Here is a 20764-nt window from a genome sequence, read left to right as displayed (position 1 = left end):
GGTTACATCTCGGGCGTCCGCTCGCCGGCCTCAACGGTCGTCTCCAGCCAGTTCTCCTCGGGCGGCAGCGGGCAGGAGAAGGTCTCGCTGTAGGCACAGAACGGGGAATACGCAAGGTTGAAATCGAGTGTCACCTCCGCCCCATCTTCGAGTTCCCCCTCGACCGCTAGCTCCATGTAGCGGCCGTCGGCGTAGGTCTCCTGGCCGGTCGTCTTGTCCCGGAACGGGACGAAGACGGGCTCGTCGGCACCGGCGTCCTGGCGGTAGCCGTGCAGTCGCGTCGGCTCGCCGTCGAGCTCGAAGGCGAAGGTGGCGACGCGCTCGTAGCGGACGGTCCGGCCGTCGCTGGTGGCCATCTCGACGGGATCGGGGTCGTCGTGGACCTCGACGGTCGCACTCACGCGGTACTCGGGGTCTGCCGGGAAGTAGTTCAGTCCCTCGAAGTCCTCGCGGTGCTCGGGCGGGACCGGCGACTGCGGGTGCTCGGCGAAGAAGTCGTCTTTCTCTGTGCGCTTTGCCTGCAGGCGCTCGGTGTAGTCCTCGACCTCGGCGTCGTCCATGTTCGGCCTACGCCAGCCCGTGGTTTCAGGGCGTCGCTCGCGGGCTCAGAGCCGCCGGACGGCCATGAGGTCCGTGAGCGGCTCGGTCTCGAAGTCGTCGTCCCTGACGACGAGCGTCTCCCCCTCCGAGCGGGCGGAGGCGGCGACGAGCAGGTCGTAGGTGGGCAGCGGCGACCCCTGCTGTGCCAGCCGGTCCTGGAGGCGGGCCGCTTCCAGCGCGACCGACTCGTCGAACCCGACCGCGCGGACGCGCCCGAAGTGCTGGCGAGCGCCCGCGATGTCCGTCTCGCCGCTCCCGAGTACCTCACCCTCGAGTACCTCGTACACGCAGAGTGCCGACGTGACCAGGCGGGGCTGGTCGTCGACGTACTCCACGACTGTGTCGACGCCGGTGAGGTAGTCGATGATGACCGAGGAGTCGAGAAACGCCATCTACTCGAAACTCTCCCGGGCACGCTCGCGTGCCGCCTGCGCGGCCGCTGGTTTGTCCGTCCCTTCCCAGACCCCAGCGTCCATCGACCCGTGTTCGGTCGCCAGCCGGTCGAGAAATTCGCTCCAGGTCTCCTCGTCGGCCTTCAGCCGTTCGAGGCGCTCTTTTGTCTCTTCGTCCACCCGAATGGTCGTGCTACTCATGCGTATACATCGTGTATACAAGCGGGTAGGTGTTTCGCCAGCGCTCGCGGGTCCGCAGTCCCTGCTGGAGGACAGCGTGAGGCCTATGCCCCCGGCGAGCGAGCGGGTCGTATGGAGATCGACATCGGCAACGCGCTGGCCGTCGAGGCCGACCCCGGGCTCTCGGAGGCAGCCCTCGACGCACTCGACGAGCGGGTGGCCGAGGCCCACGACCGCATCGCCGCCGGCCGCGAGGCGGGGGAGTTCGGCTACGCCGCGCTGAACCTCCCCGAGCGGACGGATCCTGGCGCCATCCGCGAGGCGGTCGCGCCGCTCGCCGACAGCGAGGCCGTCCTGACTGTCGGCATCGGCGGCAGCGCCCTGGGCGCGGCCACGGTCTCGGCCGCGCTCGGCCCCAGCGAGGTCGACCACCGGGTGCTGGACAACGTCGACCCCGCGCACACGCGGGAGGTGCTCGACGGCCTCCCGCTGTCGGAGACGGCGGTCAACGTCGTCTCCCGGTCGGGGACCACGGCGGAGACGCTCGCGACCTTCCTCGTGGTCCGGGACGTGATGCGGGCGGCGGGGGTCGACTGGACCGACCGGACCGTCGTCACCACGGGCGAGTCGGGGCCGCTGCGGGAGCTGGCCGACGAGCACGACCTCCCCGCGCTCGACGTCCCCGATGGGGTGCCCGGCCGCTTCTCGGCGCTGTCCGCGGTGGGACTCGTCCCCGCGGCCATCCGCGGGCACGACATCGAGGGGCTGCTCGCGGGCGGCCGGCGGGCCGCGGAGTCGCTTGCCCCCTCACTCTTCGAGTGTCCGGCCTACGCCTACGGCGCGGTCGCCCACGGCCTGGAGGAGCGGGGCGCGACCGTCAACGCGGTGATGCCCTACGCCGAGCGCCTGGAACCGTTCGCGGAGTGGTTCGCCCAGCTGTGGGCCGAGAGCCTCGGCAAGGACGGCCGCGGGCAGACTCCTGCGCGGGCGCTCGGGGCGACCGACCAGCACTCCCAGCTGCAACTCTACCGGGCGGGGCCCCGGGACAAGCTGGTGACGCTCGTCCGGCCCCGCGAGCGGCCCGTGCTCCCGGTCCCCGAGCCAGACGTCGAGGAGCTGGCCTACCTGGGCGGGCACGACCTCGGGGAGCTGCTGGACGCGGAGTTCGAGGCGACGGAGGCCAGCCTGGCCGCGGCCGGCCGCCCCAACGTCCGGGTCGAACTCGACCGGCTGGACGCCGAGAGCGTCGGCGAACTCCTCTACGGGATGGAGGCCGCCTGCGTGCTTGCGGGTGAACTCGCGGGCGTGGAGACGTTCACCCAGCCGGCCGTCGAGTGGGGCAAGCGGGCCGCCCGGGGGCTGCTCGGCGGCGGCGAGTTCGAGGAGGCAGCGGCCGTCGGCTCGAAGACCGAACTGCGAGTCGAGTGATCGGTGGGCTCAAACGTCTCCCGGCCCTACTGGCGCTGACAGATGGACTCGGACAGACAGCCGGACGGCGGCGTCGAGCCGACGCCGGACCCGGCGGGGCCGGGCCCCGACCCGGGCCCGCCGCTGTACAAGATGGGGACGACACAGCAGCGGATCCGGAGCCTCCTCCACACGGTCGTGCTCGTCGCCGGGGCGTTTCTCGCCTCGAACGTGTTCGCGCTGGCCGCGCTCCAGGCGGCGGTCGTGGCCGGTCTCATCACCGTGCCCGCCGGCTTCTCCTCGGTGGCCGACCTGCCCACCTCCGGGACGGTTCTGCTGTTCGTGATGAACTTCGTCGGCTTCTTCGCCGTCGGGTGGGCCTACCTCCGCTGGCGTGGCGAGTCGGTGTTCGACACCTCGCTGTACGACCTGGCTCTCCCGTCGCTCCGCCAGGCCGGACAGGCCCTCGCCGGGCTCGTCGTTCTCTTCGTGGTCCTCGGCCTCATCAGCAACGTCGCCGCGCAGTTCGGGCTCACCCCCTCCGAGAACGTCACACAGACGCTCGGCGAAGGGAATCCCGAATTGCTGCTCTATCTGATCCCCATCGCGCTGCTGTTGAACGGCCCCATCGAGGAGTTCCTCTTCCGGGGTCTCGTCCAGGGGCTGTTCCGGGACGCCTACGGCATCCTGCCGGGCATCGCGCTGTCTGCGGCCGTGTTCGGGGTCGTCCACTACTTCGCCGTCTCCGGTGGCGGCGGCAACATCGCCTACACGCTGGTCGTCATCACGGCGCTCGGCACGCTGCTGGGCGTCCTCTACGAGTGGAGCGAGAACCTCTTCGTCCCGGGGCTGGTCCACGGCCTGTTCAACGCGGTCCAGTACGCCGGGCTGTACCTCGTCACGACCGGCGGGGCCTGACCGCGCCGGTGACACGCGCCCGGCGTGGCCCGTCGGACATCCGTCTGACAGGTCTTTAAGCCCCGTACCGGCCACGCGTTAAGATATGCCTACCCGGTACACCCTCGTCTGCGACGAGGAGAAGGCACGGGAGGTCCGGCGGCTGGCCCGGAAGTACGACCTCACCGAGGAGGAGGTCCTCCGGCAACTCGTCGACCTCGGGCTGGAGGAGGTCGGCGAGCGGCCGCCGGTCTGACGCGGCGGTGCTCGCGGCGTGCCTGCGGTGGCGGCGGCGCCTCTGTTGTGAGCCGGTGGCGATTCAGGCGGGATTCTTCCGGGTGAGTTCGCTCCCACAGACCGGACAGCGGTCGTGGTTTTCCTCGAACTCGCGGCCACAGCCCCCGCACTGGAAATGCCAGTCCCGCTGCTCGTCGATCCCCTCGCGGGCGATGACTTCGACGGGCACCTCCAGCTTCTCGGCGACGTTCTGCATGGCGTAGTCGTCGGTCACGAGCCGGCCGTCGAGTTCGAAGGCGGCGGCGACCAGCCGGATGTCGGTCCGGGAGAGTTCGCCGGCGTCGCCCGTGTCGCTTGCGGCCCGCTCGATGCGCTCGACGGTCTCCTCCTCGGGGATGTGGAGATGCATCCCCGACCCTTCCATGGCGTCGAAGCGGTAGGCGGACTCGTCTTCGAGCTCCTCGCGGACCAGCGGGATGCTCGCGACCGGCTGGTCGGTGTGATACTCGTTGATAAAGGCCGAGGCGTCGAGAATGTACATCTACCGGTCGACGATCATGTGGTCTTTGACTGCCTGGACGCGCCCGACCGGGACGAGCATATGCCCGGCCCCGTCCCGCTCGAAGTCGTCGGCCCCGCGCGCGCGCTCCTCGTTTGGGTCGATAACGAGGTGGTTGAGGCGGCCGGAGTCGATGTCCATCGTGATGTTGTACAGCATTCCGAGCTCGGCGCCGTCGGAACCCATCACTGCCTTCCCCGACAGGTTCTCGGCGAGGATCTCTGCCATACCCTCGCGTTTCGACCCCGCCCACATAAACGACACGGGGGTGTCTGACGCCCGGCCGACGCGACCCGCGGGCCGTATCCCGGGCTCGAGCGGGTGACTGCGCTCCGCGCCCGCGTTCGCCCGCCGACGACCCGCCACACTTAGGGTGGGCTTCGGCCAACGTCGGGACGATGTCGTACGGGATAGACACGGTCGACAGCGTGGGGGTCGTCGGCGCGGGGACGATGGGCAGCGGTATCGCACAGGTGTCTGCGCTCGCCGGCTACGACGTCGTGATGCGGGACATCGAGCCGGAGCTGGTCGAGGACGGGTTCGACGCCATCGAGGACAGCCTCGGGCGGTTCGTCGACCGCGGCGACCTCACGGAGAAGGAGGCCGACGCGGTCGTCGAGCGGATCGAGGGGACGACCGCGCTCGACGACCTCGCTGACTGTGACATCGTCGTGGAGGCGGCCGTCGAGGACATGGCCGTCAAGCGGGAGCTCTTCGCTGACCTGGCGGAGCTGACCGAACCGGGCACGGTCCTGGCGACGAACACGAGCACGCTCTCGGTAACGACCATCGCGAGCGCGACCGACCGCCCCGGGGAGGTCGTCAGACTCCACTTCATGAACCCGGTCCCGGTGATGGAGGGCGTCGAGGTCGTCGTCGGCGAGAAGACCGCGGAGGGTGTGGTCGACCTCGCCCACGCCTTCGCCGAAGAAGTGGGCAAGACCACCTGGGAGGCCGACGACAAGCCCGGCTTCGTCTCCAACCGCATCCTGATGCCGTGGATCAACGAGGGGATCCGCGCCTTCGACGAGGGGGTCGCGACGAAGGCCGACATCGACCGCGGGATGAAACTCGGGACGAACGTCCCGATGGGACCCCTGGAGCTGGCCGACCACATCGGCCTCGACGTCTGCCTGCACGCGACCGAGACCCTCCACGAGGAGCTGGGCGACCGGTACAAGCCCGCCTACCTGCTCAAGCGGAAGGTCGAGGCCGGCGACCTCGGCAAGAAGACCGGCCGGGGATTCTACGAGTACGAGTGAGGACTGCACCCGGCCACCCGGTTCGGCCCTCACCGTCGCGGGCAGTCGACGCGACAGTCAGAGTCCCTCGAGATAGGTGCCGAGTTCGGCAGGCTCGACGTCGCCCGACATCTTGGTGTGCGGGACGTCGAGCAGCCCGTGTTCGTCCATCCGGTCCTCGAGGCCGGCCGGGACGGGGTTCGTTCCGGACAGCTGGCTCTTCCAGCCCAGCTCGCGGGCCTCCGCGAGATAGTCGGCGTAGCCCGACTCCTCGTCGTAGGTCTCGGGGAAGTCTTTCCAGCCGTACCCGAACATGATCTGTGCCGGAACCTGCTCCTGTGCGACGCCGTCCATCATCCGGTAGTAGATGTCCGAGGTCATCGGCGGCATCTCCCAGAGGTCCAGCGCCTCACAGAAGTAGTCGTAGGTTCCGGTCGCACGCAGGAACGGGACCAACATCCCCACGTAGTAGGTCCAGGCGCCGTTGAGGATCTTCTGGCGGCGAGGGAGCCCGGCCGTCCGCTTGTACCACTCCGTGATGCCCTCGTTGGCGCGGTCCGTCAGGTCGGGCAGGGTAGCGTCGACGTCGGCGGTCTCCAGGCCGTCCAGCGGGTACCCGCCCGGCTCGTACTGGTCGTTCCGGAGGAAGACCGCCCCGCGCTCGACGGCCGAGAGATGATCGGCAGGGGCGGTAAACGCCGTCAGCGGCACGCGGATCTCCTGGAGCCCCATCTCCGCCGGGTCGATCACCATGGCCACGGTCAGCCCGTAAGGGAGGTCGCGGCTGGCGGCGATGTCGTTCCAGGGCAGGAACGGCCGGTTGAGCAGAATGTCGCGGAGGATCAACGGCTTGCCGTCGTCGACGAGATACGGACCGTTGTCGATCAGCCCGACGCGGTTGTCGTAGTGCATCAGAAACGAGAGGGTCTCCGCGGCGGCGTTGAACTGCCGGAAGTTCCGTTTGCTCGTGCCCTCGAGGTCCACGAGGTTGTCCTGCACGAACTCGATGGTCTCCTCGGCTTTGGTCTGGAGCGCGTAGCGGTTCTGGCTCGAGTAGAGATACCCGTTCTCGCCGAGGCAGGCGTACTGCACCGCAGCCCCCATCGTCAGGTCGACCTTGGACTGCTGTGCGAACACCGGGTCCTGCGGGTCGACGAGGTCCAGCACGTCCATCCCGATGGCGCCGCCGCCGGGGACGCCGATGTACACCCAGCCGAGCAGGGAGGTGAGGCCGGTGGTGAGTTCGGTCCGGGACTGGCGACAGAGCTCCATGATGCCGTCGAGGCCGACCGTGTCGATGAACAGCTTGAAGAACTCCGGCCACCGCTCCATCGCCCAGCAGAAACTGAGGAACTCGTACTCCTGGCGGGGGATGATCTCGGACTCGCCCTCCGTGGCCCGGAGCGCGAGGGTGTCGTAGACGTTCCAGCCGTGGTAGTTCTGGAGGTCGTTGAACTCCTCGCGGGTGAGCCCGCGTTCGAGGTGCTCGCGGCTGAAATCCCCGTCGAGCAGGTCCGTCGTGAGCCACTCGCGAACGTCGCGCTCCCCGGCGATACCACCCCAGATCGGCTCGTCGCCGTAGATCTCCCGTGGCCGGTCCCACGCGATCTCGTCGTTGAACTGCATCCCGTCGGCGTCGGGCTCGTACTGCCGCAGATAGGCGTAGTCGGCAAACTCGTCACGGCGCCGCGTGACCTCGTCGACGATGTCCCCGGCCGACATCAGCCCTCACCCCCGTGGCCGCTACCGCCCCCGCAGACGGCACCGCCTGTCGACTCCCCGACCGCTCCCCCAGGTCCACTGGCTGGCCCCGGGTGCCCGGTAGGCTCCGTCTCCATCCACTCACACTGATGGTCGTTTTCGCTCATGTCACTCACCGTGGCGCATGCCAACTCTCCACATGCACCACTGACAGGTATTACAAGAAAAGTCATAAAACAATTGCCATAGTTCACGGGTTGCCGCCGGATGGTGGCCGTCTCACCACGGAGTTGCCTGCCGGACGGCTCCTGCCAGCGCTGCCGACCAGCCACGGGACGGGTGCCCCTACTGTCTCAGGTGGCGGGCGATGACCTTCTTCTGGATCTCGGAGGTCCCCTCGTAGATGGTGGTGATCTTCGCGTCGCGGTAGTAGCGCTCGACGTCGAAGTCCTTCGTGTAGCCGTAGCCGCCGTGGACCTGGACGGCCTCCTCGGCGACGTCCACGGCCGTCTCGCTGGCGAAGTACTTCGCCATGCTCGCCGATTTGGGGTGGACCTCGCCGTCGTTCTTCCGGGCGGCGTCCCGGGTGAGTAGCCGGGCGGCCTGGACGTCGGTCCCCATGTCCGCCAGCTTCTGTGCGATGGCCTGGTGGTCGATGATCTTCTCGCCGAACTGCTCGCGCTCGTTGGCGTAGTCGACGGCATCGTCCAGGGCAGCCTGGGCGAGCCCGACGGCCTGGCTCGCGATGGCGACCCGCCCGCCCGTCAGGATCGAGAAGGCGGCCTTGAGTCCCTTTCCCACCTCCGTCAGGCGGTTCTCCGCGGGGACGCGGGCGTCCTCGAAGACGAGCGTGGTGGTGTCGCTGGCCCGAAGCCCCAGCTTCTCCTCCCGGGGGCCGACCTCCAGCCCGTCGATGTCCTTCGGGACGAGAAACTGCGTGACCGTGTCGGGGTCGTCGCGGTCGGTCTTCGCGAAGAGGACCACCACGCCCGCCCGCTCGCCGTTGGTGATCCACTGTTTGGTGCCATTCAGGACGTACTCGTCGCCCTCCCTGCGGGCCTCGGTGGACATCTCGGCGGGGTTGGAGCCGGCGTGTGGCTCCGAGAGGGCGAACGCGCCCACTGGACGGCCGTCGCGCATCTCCGGCAGCCACCGCTCTCTCTGGTCGGTGCTCCCGAACTGGCTGATACAGGAGGTCGCCAGACAGTGCACCGAGAGGGCGGTCGCGAGCGCGAGGTGGCCGTAGGCCAGCTCCTCGTTGACGACGCTGTACGTGAGCATGTCGGCGTCGAAACCGCCGTACTCCTCGGGGACGGTCATGCTCGTCAGGTCCAGCTCGGCGAGCCCCTCCCAGACGTCCTCGGGGAACTCTTCGCGCTCCTCGGCCTCGCTTGCGACGGGGGCGACCTCCGCCTCGACGAACTCCCGGACCGTGTCCCGGACCATCCGCTGTTCGCTCGTGAGGTCCATGCCGGACTCTCCGAACGCCAGCCGTAAGTACGGTACCCCGGCCGAGCGGTCGGACCGCCGTCGTCGCCGGTAGCCACCCGGCAACCTATGTCGCTGGCGGCCGACCGCGAGGTATGCGCAGACGCACGCTGCTCGCTGCGGTCGGCACCGCGGTCGCGACCGGACTGGCCGGCTGTGGCGGCTCCCCCGACGGGGCGGGAGAAACCGACGGCTCTCGGACCACCGCAGCCACCGACACTGCGACGCCTGTCGACACCCCGGGCGCAACCGACACCGCGACAGCGGCACCCGCAGATACTCCGACGCCCACCGACACCGCGACGACGGCGGAGCCTCCCTTCGAGACTCCAGGTGGAACCGATACCGCGACGGCGACCCAGACCGACGGCGTCGCACAGACTGTCGCGGTCGGGCCGGACTTCGGTCTCCGGTTCGGTCCCGAGACCTTCGAGGTCGCGGCGGGGGGGACCGTCCGGTGGGTCTGGGAGAGCGACAACCACAACGTGGTCGCCGACGCCATCCCGGCGGGCAGCGACTGGACCGGTACGGCCGGCGGGGCCTCCCGGACCTTCGATTCGGGCCACACCTACGAGTACACCTTCGAGACGGCGGGCAGCTACGAGTACTACTGCTCGGTCCACCGGGGAAACGGGATGACCGGCTCGTTCACCGTCGTCGAGGACTGACACGCCGAAACGCCGGCGGCGGGCCGGCACCCTCGATGGCTCCCCTCCGGTGACCGGCCGTGCGCGCGGAAGACGAACCGCTTAAATGCCGAGCGGGGCTGGATACAGGTAATTCTGGAGTCGAGGATGTCCGACCACGACCGCGCCGACACGGGAGGGACGGCCGACGCCGGCGAGCGGACGCTGCGCACGCCCATCGTCGCGGTCCTGGGCCACGTCGACCACGGCAAGACGAGCCTGCTGGACAAGATCCGCGGCTCCGCCGTCAGCGAGGGCGAAGCCGGCGCGATCACCCAGCACATCGGCGCCACGGCCGTCCCGCTCGACGTGGTCTCGGAGATCGCGGGCGACCTGGTCGACCCGACCGACTTCGACCTGCCGGGCCTCCTCTTTATCGACACGCCCGGCCACCACGCCTTCTCGACGCTGCGCGCCCGCGGCGGGGCGCTCGCCGACATCGCCATCCTCGTCGTCGACGTCAACGACGGCTTCCAGCCCCAGACCCGCGAGGCCGTCGACATCCTCAAGCGGACTCAGACCCCCTTCGTCGTCGCGGCCAACAAGATCGACACCGTGCCGGGGTGGCGCCCCGAGACCGACCGCCCCTCGAAGGTCGCTATCGAGGCCCAGTCCGACCGGGTACAGGGTGACCTCAACGAGGCGCTGTACGAGATCATCGGCCAGCTCTCCGATGCGGACTTCTCGGCGGACATGTACTGGCGCGTGCAGGACTTCCAGGCCAACGTCGGGGTCGTGCCGGTGTCGGCCGAAACGGGCGAGGGCGTCCCCGACCTGCTGACGGTGATGATGGGGCTGTCCCAGCGGTACATGAAAGACGAGATGGCCATCGACGCGACCGGCCCCGGCGCGGGCACCGTCCTGGAGGTGACCGACACCCAGGGGTTCGGCACGACCGTCGACGTCGTGATTTACGACGGGACGGTCCGCGCCGACGACACCATCGTCGTCGGGGGGACCGACGACACCATCGTCACCGACGTGCGCGCGCTGCTGCAGCCCAAGCCGCTGGCGGAGATCCGCACCGAGGAGGCCTTCGAGCAGGTCGATGAGGTCGTGGCCGCCGACGGGATCAAGGTCGCCGCGCCGGACCTCGATGGCGCGATCGCCGGCGCGCCCGTCCGCGTGGTCCGGGACCGCGCGGTTGCGGACGTCGTCGCCGAGGTCGAGGCCGAACTCGCCGACATTGAGGTCTCGACTGCCGACGAGGGGATCACGGTCAAGGCCGACACCCTCGGGAGTCTGGAGGCCATCGCCGGCACGCTGGAGGAGGCGGAGATCCCCGTCATGCACGCCGAGGTCGGCGACGTCGCACCGCGGGACGTCCGGATGGCCGGGACCGCCGGCGAGCCCGAACACCGCGCCATCCTCGGCTTCAACGTCGACGTGCTCGACGACGCCCGCGACCTCGCCGAGCAGGAGGGCGTCGAGCTGTTCGAACACGACGTCATCTACCGGCTGGTCGAGGAGTACGAGGACCACGTCGAGGCAATCGAACAGGCCCAGCAGGAGCAGGTGCTCGAGAACATCACCCGGCCCGCCCGGTTTACGATCCTCGACGACCACACGTTCCGCCAGTCCGACCCCGCGGTGGTCGGCGTCGAAGTGCGGGGCGGCCTGCTCCGGCGCAACGTGAACGTCGTGCAGTGGGAGGGCGACGAGCCCGAGCGGGTGGGCTCGCTGAAGTCGATCCAGGACGAGGGCGAGGATGTCGACGAACTCCGGACCGGCGAGCGCGCCGCGGTCTCCATCGACGGCCCGACCGTCGGCCGGGGGATCGAGGAGGGCGACGACCTCTGGGTCGAGATCCCCGAGAAACACGCCAAGATCCTCGAACAGGAACTGACCGAGGACATCTCCGCCGACGAGCGCGAGACCCTCTCGATGTACCTGGAAAAGCACCGCAACCGCGACCCCTTCTGGGGGAAATAACCCCTCTCGGCCTCGGCCGACTCACCGCCTTCCAGCCGTGTCCATGCGACGCCGAACCCGGAGGGTTCGACCGGCAGGTATCGCCCGCCCGGACCACCTGGTAATAATATTTAATTAGGACGAGGACGACGGTTGACCCGTGTCACGGCTCTCCAGGTACGACCTGTTGCTCGCCGCAGTGGCGCTCCCGATGGCACTGGCGGGAGCCGCGGGCGCGTTCACGTCGCTGGCGATGTCGACGGCGCTCGCTGCGGGGAGCCTGCCGGCCGGCGGGACCGTCGGCTACGCGCTCTTTGTCGCGGCGCCGGAGCCGGAGGGCTGAGGTTACTTCGCGGTCGGGGTGGGGTCGTCGGGCATCGCCCGCTTGACCTGGAGGGCGGCGCTGGCGGCGAGCCCGCGGGCGAGTTCGTCGCGGTCGGTGTCGACGACGCCGTCGCCGTCGAGCTCGTAGTCGGCGCTGACGACCGAGCCGACCGGCGGGCGGACCGCCACGGTCGCCCGCGGGCCCTCCGCACCCTGGCGCAGTTCCGAACCGACGACGAACTCCCCGGGGAGGAGGTTGCGGGTCCGGGCGGCGACGCTGGCCAGGTCCTGCCGGAGGGTCCGGCGCTGGTTTGCCGTCAGCTCGACCGTCGAGTCGTCTCCGAGCGGCGAGTTTCCGTACATTTGACGTTCCGTCTGGATACGCCTCGCGGGTACAAAAGCCCGCCGGCTGCGTCAAGCGTTCCGGGCTGGGCCGTCCCAGCACTCTGTGGACGGGTCCCCGGCCAGGACCCACTGCGGGGCCGGTCTCCCCGGCTCACAGCAACGGCCGGCTCTCCCCGTAGACCGCACAGACGACCACGCAGGTGTGCCGGTCGGGAGCCGGGTCGGCGGTCCGCACGACGAGCTCGCGGTCGACCGGCTCCCACTCCCGCAGCGAGCAGCCGTGCCGGAGCCCCGCGTCGACGGTCTCCCGGACGCGCTCGGGGTCGCGACCGCTGGCCTCGTAGAAGACCCCGGGGCCGTCCGCGCTCCGGGCCCAGCCGACCGCCGCGACTGCGGGCTCGCCTCCGTGAGCTGTCCCGCTCTCTACCGGCGGGATGCTCGCCCGCGCCTGGACGACGGTCAGTTCCTCGCCGACCGGTCCAAGGTCCGGGGCGGTCCCGACGGTCTCGACCGGCGGGTCCGCCGGGACAACCGAGGAGACGGTCACGAGGTTGTAGTCGTGGATCCCCGCCCCGGCCAGGGCGGCGTCGTAGGCCGCGGTCTCGGTCGGACCGGTCCCCGACCCCCAGACGACCCGGATGACGCTCATGACCGGAGTACGCCGCCGAGCCGATAAGGCGTTGTGTTTCGTCTCCGGCGTCCGGGGCGTTTCCGACCCCGCCGTTCAGCCCTCGTAGCCCGCGTACTCCATCAGCTGGGCGAAGATCTCGGTGTCCATCGCCTCCTCGTAGACGATCCCGGTGAGCATCCCGCCGGGGTAGGTCTGGCCGTTCATCACGTGTTTGACCTTGTGGCAGTGGATGAGGTAGATCCCCGGGTCGGCGTCGGCCTCGAACTCGATGGTGTGCCGGCTGGCCGGGGGGATGCTGGTGATGTCGCGGTCGTGGCGCGCGGCCTCGGGGATCGTCCCGCCGTCCTTGGCGACCACCTGGAAGCGGTGGTTGTGGAGGTGCATCGGGTGGTCCATGTAGCCGTTGTTCGCGAAGTGGATCCGGACGGTGTCACCCTGCTCGACCAGCACCGGCGAGCCCTGCTCGGGGTGGAGCGTGTGCGGCGCGGCCTTCCCGTTTATCGTGAACACGTCGGGCCGGCGGTTGCGGACGTTGTAGGTGACGTCCTCGCCGGCGAACTGGCGGTTGAGCCGGGAGTCCCAGTCCTTCAGCGTCATGAAGTACTCCTTGTCCGCGGGCTCGTACCCCTCGGGGTCGACACGGAAGATGCCGTACATCCCCATGTCGATGTGGCGGTGGGTCTGGTAGTGACAGTGGTAGACGTGGGTCCCGGGGACGTTTGCGGGAATGTCGTAGGTGTGACTCTCGCCGGCGGGGACCGTGATCCCGGTCGTGGTGGGGACGCCGTCGTTCTCCCAGGTCTTCTCGACGGCGTGGAAGTGGACGGTGTGGGGCCGCATCCCGTCGGTGTTGTCCAGCGTGACCTCGATGTCCTCGCCCTCGGTCGTGCGGATGATCGGCCCGGGGACGCTGGGCTCGCGGTCGTCGGCCTGCCAGGCCCACACCTGCGGGAGTTCGACCGGTCCGCCCATCGACTCGCCGGGGTGGACGTCGTGCCGGGAGGGAACCGAGCGCAGCGTCACCTGGTTGCCCTGCTCGTCGGCGTTGACGACCTGTGGCGGGCTCGTCGTCGGGAGGTCCTGCTGTGCGGGACGTCCGTCCGTCGCCGCCGGTTCGTCGCTACCGCCGTTGATCGGTGCGCTCGCACAGCCTGCCGTCGCCACGATCCCGGTCGTCCCGGTCGCCGCGACGAATTCGCGCCGGGACAGTCCGGAACCGGGTGCGCCCATCTGGGTCATACATCTCCCCGTTTAGCCCGGCTGTATATAGGGGGTCGAACGCGTTCCCACCGCCCGGGAGGCGTTCCCGGCACCCGGAAACGGACACGAACATGTTCCGCCCGTCCTCGTCCGTCACGTACTTGCCCGGCTGGCGCCTACCGCAGGTAGATGGAGTATCTGGAGCAGCGTCGCGAGCGCGTCGAAGAGCGACTGGAGGAGGTCGTCGACGCTGTCGAGCCGACGGAACTCCAGGCACAGCTCCGCCACGTCGCGCTCTCGGGCGGCAAGCGGGTCCGCCCGATGGTCACTCTGCTGGTCTGCGAGGCGCTTTCCGGCGACGAAGAGACCGCACTCGACTACGCCGTCGGCGTCGAGCTCGTCCACAACGCCTCGCTGGTGGTCGACGACGTCATCGACGACTCCGACCTCCGGCGGGGCTCGGCCGCTGCCTGGCGGGAGTTCGGTTACGGCCCCGCAATCATCGCCTCCGACGGGCTGCTCGGCGAGGCCTTCGAGCTGTTCTCGACGGACGAACGCGCCATGCAGGCGGTCGCGGAGTCGATGGTCAACCTCGGCGAGGGCGAGGCCAGCGAACTCGTCGACCGCCCAAGCGACGAACGCGAGTACATGCAGCTGGCCCGCCGGAAGACGGGGGCGCTCTTCCGTGCGGCCGCCGAGCTCGGCGCGGTCGCGGCCGACGCCGACGCCTACACGGTCGAGGCCGTCGGTCAGTACGCCGAGCGGGTCGGGGTCGCCTTCCAGATGCGCGACGACGTGCTCGACGCCACCGCGGACGCCGACCAGCTGGGCAAGCCGACCGGCCACGACGCCGCCATGGAGCGCCCCTCGCTGGTGGAGGTGACCGACCTCACCCCCGAGGAGGCCACCGACCGCGCCCGCGAGGAGAGCGAGGCCGCCCTCGCCGCACTGGACTCCGTGGACATGCCAGATTCGGAGGCACAGACCTACCTCCGGGACCTGGCGGAGTTCGTCGTCGTCCGCGAGCGGTAGCCGCCGGGGCCGTCGCGGACCATCGTGGACTATCGCGTGCCGCTGCGCCCTGCGCGCTCGGCCCCGAACGCAGTCCTTATTCCCTTGCTTGCGGAACGGAGGGTATGCGCGTCATCGGGATCGTCGGCCTCCCGGGCAGCGGCAAGAGCGAGGCCGCGGCCGTCGCCGAGGACGAGGGGATCCCCGTCGTGACCATGGGCGACGTCATCCGCCAGGAGTGCCGGGACCGCGGGCTCGACCCCGCCGTCCACCACGGGGAGATCGCCGGGAAGCTCCGGGAGGAGAACGGTCCCGGGGCCATCGCCGAGCGCTCGCTTCCGGTCATCGAGGACCGCCTGGCCGGGGCCGAGACGGTCGTCGTCGACGGCATCCGCTCGGGGACGGAGGTCGACCGCTTCCAGGAGGCCTTCGGCGAGGACTTCCGGCTCGTCCGGGTCGAGGCGCCCTTCGAGACCCGCGCCGAGCGCCTGGACCTGCGGGGCCGTGACGCGGTCTCCGGCGAGGACGGCGAGTCCCTGGAGGAGCGGGACCGCCGCGAGCTCGAGTTCGGGATGGGTGAGGCCATGGAGCGGGCCGACCTGACCGTCGAGAACACGGGGACCCTTGAGGAGTTCCGCGACCGGGTCCGGCAGTTGCTGGAGGACTCGCGATGATCTACCGGGTCGAGGCGGAGGTCACGGCCCCCGTCTACGACACCGAGGTGACCGACCGGGTCGCGGACGCCATCACCGAACTCTTCCCGGGCGCCGAGCCCGAGCTCCGCCACGGCGAGCTGACCGCGACGGTCCACGACCTCGAGCACTTCTCGGAGCTGCTCCACCGCCAGGAGATCCTCGACACCGCCCGGGGGGCGTTTCTCTCGAACCGCCGCGGGGACACCTTCTCCTTCCGGCTCAAAAAGCAGGCCGCCTTCCAGGGGGTCGTCAACTTCGTCGTCGAACCCGGCGAGCTCGGCGCCATCACCGTCCGGGTGACGGTCGAGGAGCCCGACGTCGAGTCCTACGTCGACCACGTCGCCCCGCCCACGGAGGAGGGGGAGCCGGTCGACGTCTCCGGGTGAGCGTCCGGGCCCGACGGCCGGCGCGTGTGCCGCCGGCTGCCCGGGCCGGAGTCGTCCCGGACCGCGGGTTGATACGTCACCCGTCCCGAGGCCGTTGTGATGCTCACGCCCATCGCGGTCCGCGAGGTGATGCAGTCGCCCGTCGAGACGGTGTCGCCGGAGGCCACGGTCCGCGCGGCCGCCCGCCGGCTGGTCGATGCCGGCGTCGGCTCGCTCGTGGTCTGCCGGGACGGCGAGCCCGTCGGCATCCTCACCGAGGGCGACCTGACGGCGCTGCTGGCCGCGGGGTCGGACCCGGAGACGACGCCCGTCGCCGACGTCATGGCCGCGCCGCTGGTCACCGTCGGGGCCGACGCCGGCATCGAGGACGCCGCCGCGCGCATGCGCGAGGAAACTGTCAAGCGGTTACCGGTCCTCGAAGACGGTGCGGTCGTCGGGGTCGTCACGACGACGGACCTCTCGAACTTCCTCCCCCACCTGGTCCGGACGGGGCGGCGCGACCCGGCCGCGGGCGAGCGCACCCGCCGGGACGTCCGGGTCGACACCGCCTACGAGGACGCCGACTGGGAGTACGAGTACGTCGGCCACGAGAGAGCGGTCGATGTCGGCGACGTCGTCCGCTTTGGCAAGACCGTCTCCGCCGGGGACGTGGAGACGTTCGCGGAGGCCAGCGGCGACACCAACCGGCTCCACCTCGATGAGGAATTCGCGGCCCGGACTCGCTTCGGCGAGCGGATCGTCCACGGCACCCTCGTCGCCGGACTGATAAGCGCCGCGCTCGCCCGCCTGCCCGGCCTCACTATCTACCTCTCACAGGACCTGTCCTTTCTCGCGCCCGTCCCGCTGGGTGAGCGCCTCACCGCCGAGTGCGAGGTGGTCGAGGGTCTGGGCAACCGCCGGTTCCGGCTGACGACCGCCGTACTGGACGGCGAGGGCGAGCCGGTCATCGACGGGGAGGCCACCGTGGTGGTGGACCCGGTGCCCGACGAGGCGGCGTGACCCGCCCTCGTGCGAGCAGCGAGGGTCAGTCCGAGGCCGCCCGTCCGCGCGCCCCCTCGACCCGGACGTAGGCACCGCCGGTCGTCCGCCTGACCAGCCCCTGCGCCTGGAGCCGGGCACACCGCCGCTGGACCGTCGCGGGGTGGCGGTCGAGCCGGCCCGCGAGTTCGGGAACGGTCGCCGGTCCCTCCTCGAGTGCTGCGAGTACCCGCGGTTCCGTGTACATCGGTCCCACCCCCCGTACTCGCTCGTCGTGCAAGGCCGCCGGCCCGCGACACTGCGGCGGTTTATACGAGGACGGCGACGACAAGGAAGAGCACAACCACGCCGAGCACGTCACAGACGTTGGTGACGACGGGGATGACGACGTCGTCGGGGTCCAGTTCCAGCCGGTAGGCGACGTATGTCGTGACGGCCGTCACCAGCACCGCGAGCAGCGAGAGGAGAAAGCCGCTCGCGACCGCGACGGCGAGCACCGTCGTCGGCCTCAGCCGCGCGCCGGTCGTCAGTGCCGCCAGCCCCCAGGCCCCGAGACCGACGGCGGGGAACACCGTCAGCGCCAGCGCGACAGTGGCGAGGGCGTTGCCGGCCAGCGTCTCGTCGCCGGGCTCGAACGCCACGGTCCCGAGGTGGACCGCCGTCGAGAGCCGCGCGGCGAGTATACTCCCGAGGTTGCCCGCCGTGCCGATGGTGACCGGAACGAGCACGAGCAGCGACGGGGAGGCGAGCAGCTCGGCCTCGAAGCTGCCCAGCACCAGGCCGCTGCCGACCTCCACGAGCGTGAGCGCGAGCAGGACGGGCAGCATGGCGCGGGTGATCGCCCCGACGCGCCAGTCGGTAGCCATCTACCCGCCCCCCACGAGCAGGACGGTCCGGACCGCGAGCAGGAGGAAAGCCACGCCGAAGACGTCGCCGGCGGTCGTCACGATCGGTCCCACGAGCGTGTCGGGGTTGTATCCCCGTCGGTAGCCCGCGAACACGACGAGCACGACCGACGCCGCGAGGACGACTCCCGACAGCAGCCCCGCGAGCAGGGCGATGGCGACCAGCGTCCACACGGGGGCGACCGCCCGCCCCAGCCCCGAGAGCACGAGGAAGGTGGCGGTCGCGGCGAAGGCACTCGCCAGGAGGCCGTTGAGCAGGGCCGCGGCGACCGCGCCCCCGAGCCGGCGGTCCGCGCCGACGCGGGGTTCGACCAGCCCCTGGTGGAGCCCGGTGGCGACCCGCGCGCCCAGCGAGCCGTAGACGTTCCCGCGGGTGGCAAGCAGGGCAGGCACGAGCACGAGCAGGCCGTCCACCCGGGCGAAGTCCCCGCGCATGCCCCCGAGCACGACGCCCGCGAGCAGTCCACCAAAGACGCTGGCCGCGAGCGCGGGCAGCCCCTCGCGGTAGGCCTCGCGGGCGGCCTCGCGGACGCTCATCGTTCCGGTTCACAGGCGCCCGGTACAAAAAAGGGTCAGACACTCGACCGGCCGCTTCGGGGCGTTTCACAACCGTTTCACCCGGCGGCGGACAACCCCGCCCATGGAGATCCTGTTGACGAACGACGACGGCGCCGACGCCGCCGGGCTGGTCGGGCTCTACGAGGAGCTGACCGCCCTCGGCGACGTGACGGTCGTCGCCCCCGCCGAGAACCAGAGCGGGGTCGGCCGAACCCGCTCACACGCCGTCGTCCGTCGCGAGCACCCCTGGGGGTACGAGCTGACGGGCACGCCCGCGGACTGCGTCGCCTACGGCCTGCGCGGGCTCGACACTGACTTCGACCTGGTCGTCTCGGGCTGCAACCACGGCCCCAACGCGGGCAACTACGTCACCGGCCGCTCGGGAACGGTCGGCGCCGGCATCGAGGCGGCCTTCCTCGGGACGCCCGCGGTCGCGGTCTCCGCGTACCACCACGAGGACTTCTTTCCCGACCCGCCCGGGGCCTACGACTTCGGCCGGCCGGCGCGGGTGACCACCGAGGTCTGTCGGCACGCCCGCGAGGTCGACCTGCTCGCGCCGGGGACGCTGCTGAACGTCAACGTCCCGCTTGACGTCGCCGACCCGCCGATGCGCCGGACGATCCCCTATCCCGACTACGACCTCCACGTCGAACACGACGCCGACCCGGCGGCAGTCGAGGCCGTCGAGGCGCTGGGCCGCGACGGGGAGGTCGACACCGGCGAGGAAGGGACGCTGGTCCGGATGCACGACGCGGTCTGGCCGGGAACGGTCGGCTTCGAGAACCCGTTTCCCCCGACCGACCGCCAGCGCGACCGCTACCCGGTCGGGACCGACCGGCGGGCGCTGGTCGACGGGGAGGTCAGCGTCTCGCCGCTGTCCATCGACCACGACGACGTCGAGAGCGAGGCGCTGGCGGCGCTCGTCGACGCCTACAACGAGGCGAACGCTCCGGAGAAGTCGTCGTAGCGGCGACGAACAGTCAGTCGCCGAAGGGACCGCCGCCACCGCCCATGCCGCCCATGCCGCCGGGGCCACCGGGACCGCCGCCGCCCTGCATCTGCTGCATCATCCGCTCCATGTCGGCGTCGCCCATCCCCTGGAACTGGTTGAGGGTGCGCTCCATCATCTTGTGTTGCTGGAGCAGCTCGCGGACGCGGTCCTCGGAGGTGCCCGACCCGCGTGCGATCCGCCTGACGCGGCTCTGGCCGATGCTGCGGGGGTCCTCGAGTTCGTCCTCGGTCATCGAGTCCATGATGACGTCGAACTCCCGCATCCGGTCGGCGGTGACGTCCATCGCGTCCTCGGGGAGCTGGTCCTTGATCCCGCCGCCCAGCCCGGGGATCATGTCCATCACCTGGTCCAGCGGGCCCATGTTGTTCATCGCCTGCATCTGCTTGCGCATGTCCTTCAGGGTGAACGAGCCCTCGAGCATGTCCTCGGGCTCCCAGTCGTCCTCGCCCTCCTGGGCCTCCTCCATGGCGCGCTCGACGCGCTCGGTGAGCTGTTCGAGGTCGCCCATCCCCAGCAGCCGGGAGATGAACCCGGAGGGCTCGAAGCGCTCGATGTCCTTGACGGTCTCGCCGGTCCCGAGGAAGGCGATGGTGGAGTCGGTCTCGTTGACCGCCGCGAGCGCGCCCCCGCCCTTGGCGGTCCCGTCGAGCTTGGTGATCGCGACGCCGTCGATGCCGATGGCCTCCTCGAACTCCTGGGCCTGCTCCTTGGCGGACTGGCCCATCGCGGCGTCGACCACCAGCAGATTCCGGTCGGGGTTCACTGCAGCGTCGATCCGCTCGATCTGGGCGATCAGTTCCTCGTTGAGGCCGTCGCGGCCGGCGGTGTCGACGATGCGCACGTCGGCGTCCCCCGTGGCTTCCATCCCCGCCTCGGCGATGGCGACGGGGTCCTCCTCGTCGGGGTCCCCGTAGAAGTCGACCTCGGCGTTCTCGGCCATCTGCTTCGCCTGGTCGTAGGCGCCCGGGCGGTCGGTGTCGGTCTGGATGACCGCCGGTCGGAGCCCCTTCTTCGAGAACCACCACGCCATCTTGGCGGCGGTGGTGGTCTTCCCCGAGCCGTAGAGGCCGGCGAGCATGACCGTCTGTTGCTCCAGGGGGAGCTCGGTCGACTCGCCGACCAGCTCCACCAGCTCCTCGTAGACGATCCGCAACACCCAGTCACGGGGCGTGGTGCCGGCGGGCGGTTCCTCGTCCAGCGCGCGGCTCTTGATGCTGTCCGAGAGGTCCTGGACCAGCGCGATGTCCACGTCGGCCTGGATCAGCGAGCGCTGGATCTCCCTGACCACGTCCTCGACGTCCTCCTCGGAGATCCGCGACTTGCCGCGGAGGTCGTCGAGAGTGCTCCGGAGCGAGGAGCCGAGATCGTCGAGTACCATTTGCAGGAGGCTACGCGAGTCCCGCGGTAAAGGCTTTCTCTC

Annotated in this window: 26 protein-coding genes; 12 read left to right on the top strand and 14 right to left on the bottom strand. The window is 70.2% G+C overall.

From position 1 onward, the window contains the following. Positions 1-2 precede the first annotated feature (2 nt). The 3 genes from GN153_RS09590 to GN153_RS09580 are packed head-to-tail and all read right to left on the bottom strand — an operon-like array spanning position 3 to position 1193. Positions 3-560: a DUF1684 domain-containing protein gene (locus GN153_RS09590; RefSeq protein WP_159902054.1), complete on the bottom strand. Its 558-nt coding sequence runs from the start codon at positions 558-560 to the stop codon at positions 3-5. Positions 561-605: 45 nt separating this feature from the next. Further along, positions 606-992, bottom strand: coding sequence for a PIN domain-containing protein (locus tag GN153_RS09585; RefSeq protein WP_159902052.1), 387 nt, complete (start codon positions 990-992; stop codon positions 606-608). Next, entirely contained in the window at positions 993-1193 is a 201-nt protein-coding gene (locus GN153_RS09580) for a DUF7557 family protein (protein ID WP_159902050.1), read from the bottom strand. Between the two features lie 111 nt (positions 1194-1304). On the opposite strand from GN153_RS09580, the gene GN153_RS09575 reads away from it, so the two are divergent. From GN153_RS09575 to GN153_RS09565, 3 genes are all read left to right on the top strand, one after another. Further along, entirely contained in the window at positions 1305-2600 is a 1296-nt protein-coding gene (locus tag GN153_RS09575; RefSeq protein ID WP_159902048.1) for a glucose-6-phosphate isomerase, read from the top strand. A 42-nt stretch (positions 2601-2642) separates the two neighbouring features. Then, on the top strand, positions 2643-3497 hold the full coding sequence (locus GN153_RS09570; protein ID WP_159902046.1) for a CPBP family intramembrane glutamic endopeptidase: 855 nt from the start codon (positions 2643-2645) through the stop codon (positions 3495-3497). An 85-nt stretch (positions 3498-3582) separates the two neighbouring features. After that, the gene (locus GN153_RS09565; RefSeq protein WP_159902044.1) at positions 3583-3732 is read left to right on the top strand and encodes a CopG family transcriptional regulator; all 150 of its coding nucleotides are present in this window, start codon (positions 3583-3585) and stop codon (positions 3730-3732) included. A 63-nt stretch (positions 3733-3795) separates the two neighbouring features. On the opposite strand, the gene GN153_RS09560 is transcribed toward GN153_RS09565, so the two are convergent. Beyond that, positions 3796-4254, bottom strand: a complete 459-nt coding sequence (locus GN153_RS09560) for an NOB1 family endonuclease (RefSeq protein ID WP_159902042.1) — start codon at positions 4252-4254, stop codon at positions 3796-3798. After that, complete coding sequence (locus tag GN153_RS09555; protein ID WP_159902040.1) at positions 4255-4500, bottom strand: PRC-barrel domain-containing protein; 246 nt, start codon at positions 4498-4500, stop codon at positions 4255-4257. Positions 4501-4670: 170 nt separating this feature from the next. Between GN153_RS09555 and GN153_RS09550 the strand changes: the two genes are divergently transcribed. Next, on the top strand, positions 4671-5534 hold the full coding sequence (locus tag GN153_RS09550; protein WP_159902038.1) for a 3-hydroxyacyl-CoA dehydrogenase family protein: 864 nt from the start codon (positions 4671-4673) through the stop codon (positions 5532-5534). 57 nt (positions 5535-5591) lie between these two features. Here the strand turns inward: GN153_RS09550 and GN153_RS09545 are convergent, their stop codons facing one another. Together GN153_RS09545 and GN153_RS09540 are read right to left on the bottom strand one after the other, a co-directional pair. Next, on the bottom strand, positions 5592-7235 hold the full coding sequence (locus GN153_RS09545) for a hypothetical protein (protein WP_159902036.1): 1644 nt from the start codon (positions 7233-7235) through the stop codon (positions 5592-5594). Between the two features lie 324 nt (positions 7236-7559). After that, on the bottom strand, positions 7560-8684 hold the full coding sequence (locus tag GN153_RS09540; protein WP_159902034.1) for an acyl-CoA dehydrogenase family protein: 1125 nt from the start codon (positions 8682-8684) through the stop codon (positions 7560-7562). Positions 8685-8797: 113 nt separating this feature from the next. Between GN153_RS09540 and GN153_RS09535 the strand changes: the two genes are divergently transcribed. From GN153_RS09535 to GN153_RS09525, 3 genes are all read left to right on the top strand, one after another. Continuing rightward, positions 8798-9370: a plastocyanin/azurin family copper-binding protein gene (locus GN153_RS09535; RefSeq protein ID WP_159902032.1), complete on the top strand. Its 573-nt coding sequence runs from the start codon at positions 8798-8800 to the stop codon at positions 9368-9370. A 126-nt stretch (positions 9371-9496) separates the two neighbouring features. Further along, positions 9497-11320 carry a translation initiation factor IF-2 gene (gene infB / locus GN153_RS09530; RefSeq protein WP_159902030.1) on the top strand — a complete coding sequence of 608 codons (1824 nt, stop codon included), beginning with the start codon at positions 9497-9499 and terminating at the stop codon, positions 11318-11320. A gap of 139 nt (positions 11321-11459) precedes the next feature. Continuing rightward, positions 11460-11642: a hypothetical protein gene (locus GN153_RS09525; protein ID WP_159902028.1), complete on the top strand. Its 183-nt coding sequence runs from the start codon at positions 11460-11462 to the stop codon at positions 11640-11642. Between the two features lie 2 nt (positions 11643-11644). On the opposite strand, the gene GN153_RS09520 is transcribed toward GN153_RS09525, so the two are convergent. From GN153_RS09520 to GN153_RS09510, 3 genes are all read right to left on the bottom strand, one after another. Continuing rightward, the gene (locus tag GN153_RS09520) at positions 11645-11986 is read right to left on the bottom strand and encodes a DUF5811 family protein (protein WP_159902026.1); all 342 of its coding nucleotides are present in this window, start codon (positions 11984-11986) and stop codon (positions 11645-11647) included. Between the two features lie 133 nt (positions 11987-12119). After that, a complete protein-coding gene (locus tag GN153_RS09515; protein WP_159902024.1) occupies positions 12120-12617 on the bottom strand; it encodes a pyruvoyl-dependent arginine decarboxylase in 498 nt (165 codons plus the stop codon). 75 nt (positions 12618-12692) lie between these two features. Beyond that, the gene (locus tag GN153_RS09510) at positions 12693-13838 is read right to left on the bottom strand and encodes a multicopper oxidase domain-containing protein (protein WP_201287840.1); all 1146 of its coding nucleotides are present in this window, start codon (positions 13836-13838) and stop codon (positions 12693-12695) included. Between the two features lie 150 nt (positions 13839-13988). Here GN153_RS09510 and GN153_RS09505 point away from each other — a divergent pair, with 150 nt between their 5' ends. The 4 genes from GN153_RS09505 (at position 13989) to GN153_RS09490 (ending at position 16890) form a co-directional block, all read left to right on the top strand. Continuing rightward, entirely contained in the window at positions 13989-14831 is an 843-nt protein-coding gene (locus tag GN153_RS09505) for a polyprenyl synthetase family protein (protein ID WP_159902022.1), read from the top strand. 104 nt (positions 14832-14935) lie between these two features. Then, complete coding sequence (locus tag GN153_RS09500; protein WP_159902020.1) at positions 14936-15484, top strand: AAA family ATPase; 549 nt, start codon at positions 14936-14938, stop codon at positions 15482-15484. Further along, positions 15481-15891, top strand: a complete 411-nt coding sequence (locus GN153_RS09495; RefSeq protein ID WP_159902018.1) for an RNA-binding domain-containing protein — start codon at positions 15481-15483, stop codon at positions 15889-15891. Before GN153_RS09500 ends, GN153_RS09495 begins: the two co-directional genes overlap by 4 nt. A gap of 99 nt (positions 15892-15990) precedes the next feature. Continuing rightward, positions 15991-16890: a CBS domain-containing protein gene (locus GN153_RS09490; protein ID WP_159902016.1), complete on the top strand. Its 900-nt coding sequence runs from the start codon at positions 15991-15993 to the stop codon at positions 16888-16890. 25 nt (positions 16891-16915) lie between these two features. Here the strand turns inward: GN153_RS09490 and GN153_RS09485 are convergent, their stop codons facing one another. From GN153_RS09485 to GN153_RS09475, 3 genes are all read right to left on the bottom strand, one after another. Beyond that, the gene (locus GN153_RS09485; protein WP_159902014.1) at positions 16916-17116 is read right to left on the bottom strand and encodes a MarR family transcriptional regulator; all 201 of its coding nucleotides are present in this window, start codon (positions 17114-17116) and stop codon (positions 16916-16918) included. A gap of 61 nt (positions 17117-17177) precedes the next feature. Continuing rightward, positions 17178-17735, bottom strand: a complete 558-nt coding sequence (locus tag GN153_RS09480; RefSeq protein WP_159902012.1) for a magnesium transporter — start codon at positions 17733-17735, stop codon at positions 17178-17180. Continuing rightward, positions 17736-18311 carry a magnesium transporter gene (locus GN153_RS09475; RefSeq protein ID WP_159902010.1) on the bottom strand — a complete coding sequence of 192 codons (576 nt, stop codon included), beginning with the start codon at positions 18309-18311 and terminating at the stop codon, positions 17736-17738. A gap of 103 nt (positions 18312-18414) precedes the next feature. On the opposite strand from GN153_RS09475, the gene surE reads away from it, so the two are divergent. Continuing rightward, positions 18415-19299, top strand: coding sequence for a 5'/3'-nucleotidase SurE (gene surE, locus GN153_RS09470; RefSeq protein ID WP_159902008.1), 885 nt, complete (start codon positions 18415-18417; stop codon positions 19297-19299). 13 nt (positions 19300-19312) lie between these two features. Here the strand turns inward: surE and GN153_RS09465 are convergent, their stop codons facing one another. Beyond that, positions 19313-20722 carry a signal recognition particle protein Srp54 gene (locus tag GN153_RS09465; protein WP_159902006.1) on the bottom strand — a complete coding sequence of 470 codons (1410 nt, stop codon included), beginning with the start codon at positions 20720-20722 and terminating at the stop codon, positions 19313-19315. Positions 20723-20764: the final 42 nt, after the last annotated feature.

It is taken from the genome of Salinirussus salinus (assembly GCF_009831455.1).
In the GTDB taxonomy this organism is placed as follows: Archaea; Halobacteriota; Halobacteria; order Halobacteriales; family Haloarculaceae; genus Salinirussus; species Salinirussus salinus.
The sequence above is the reverse complement of the archived record's forward strand: the minus strand, read 5'-3'. Positions and strand labels throughout refer to the sequence as shown.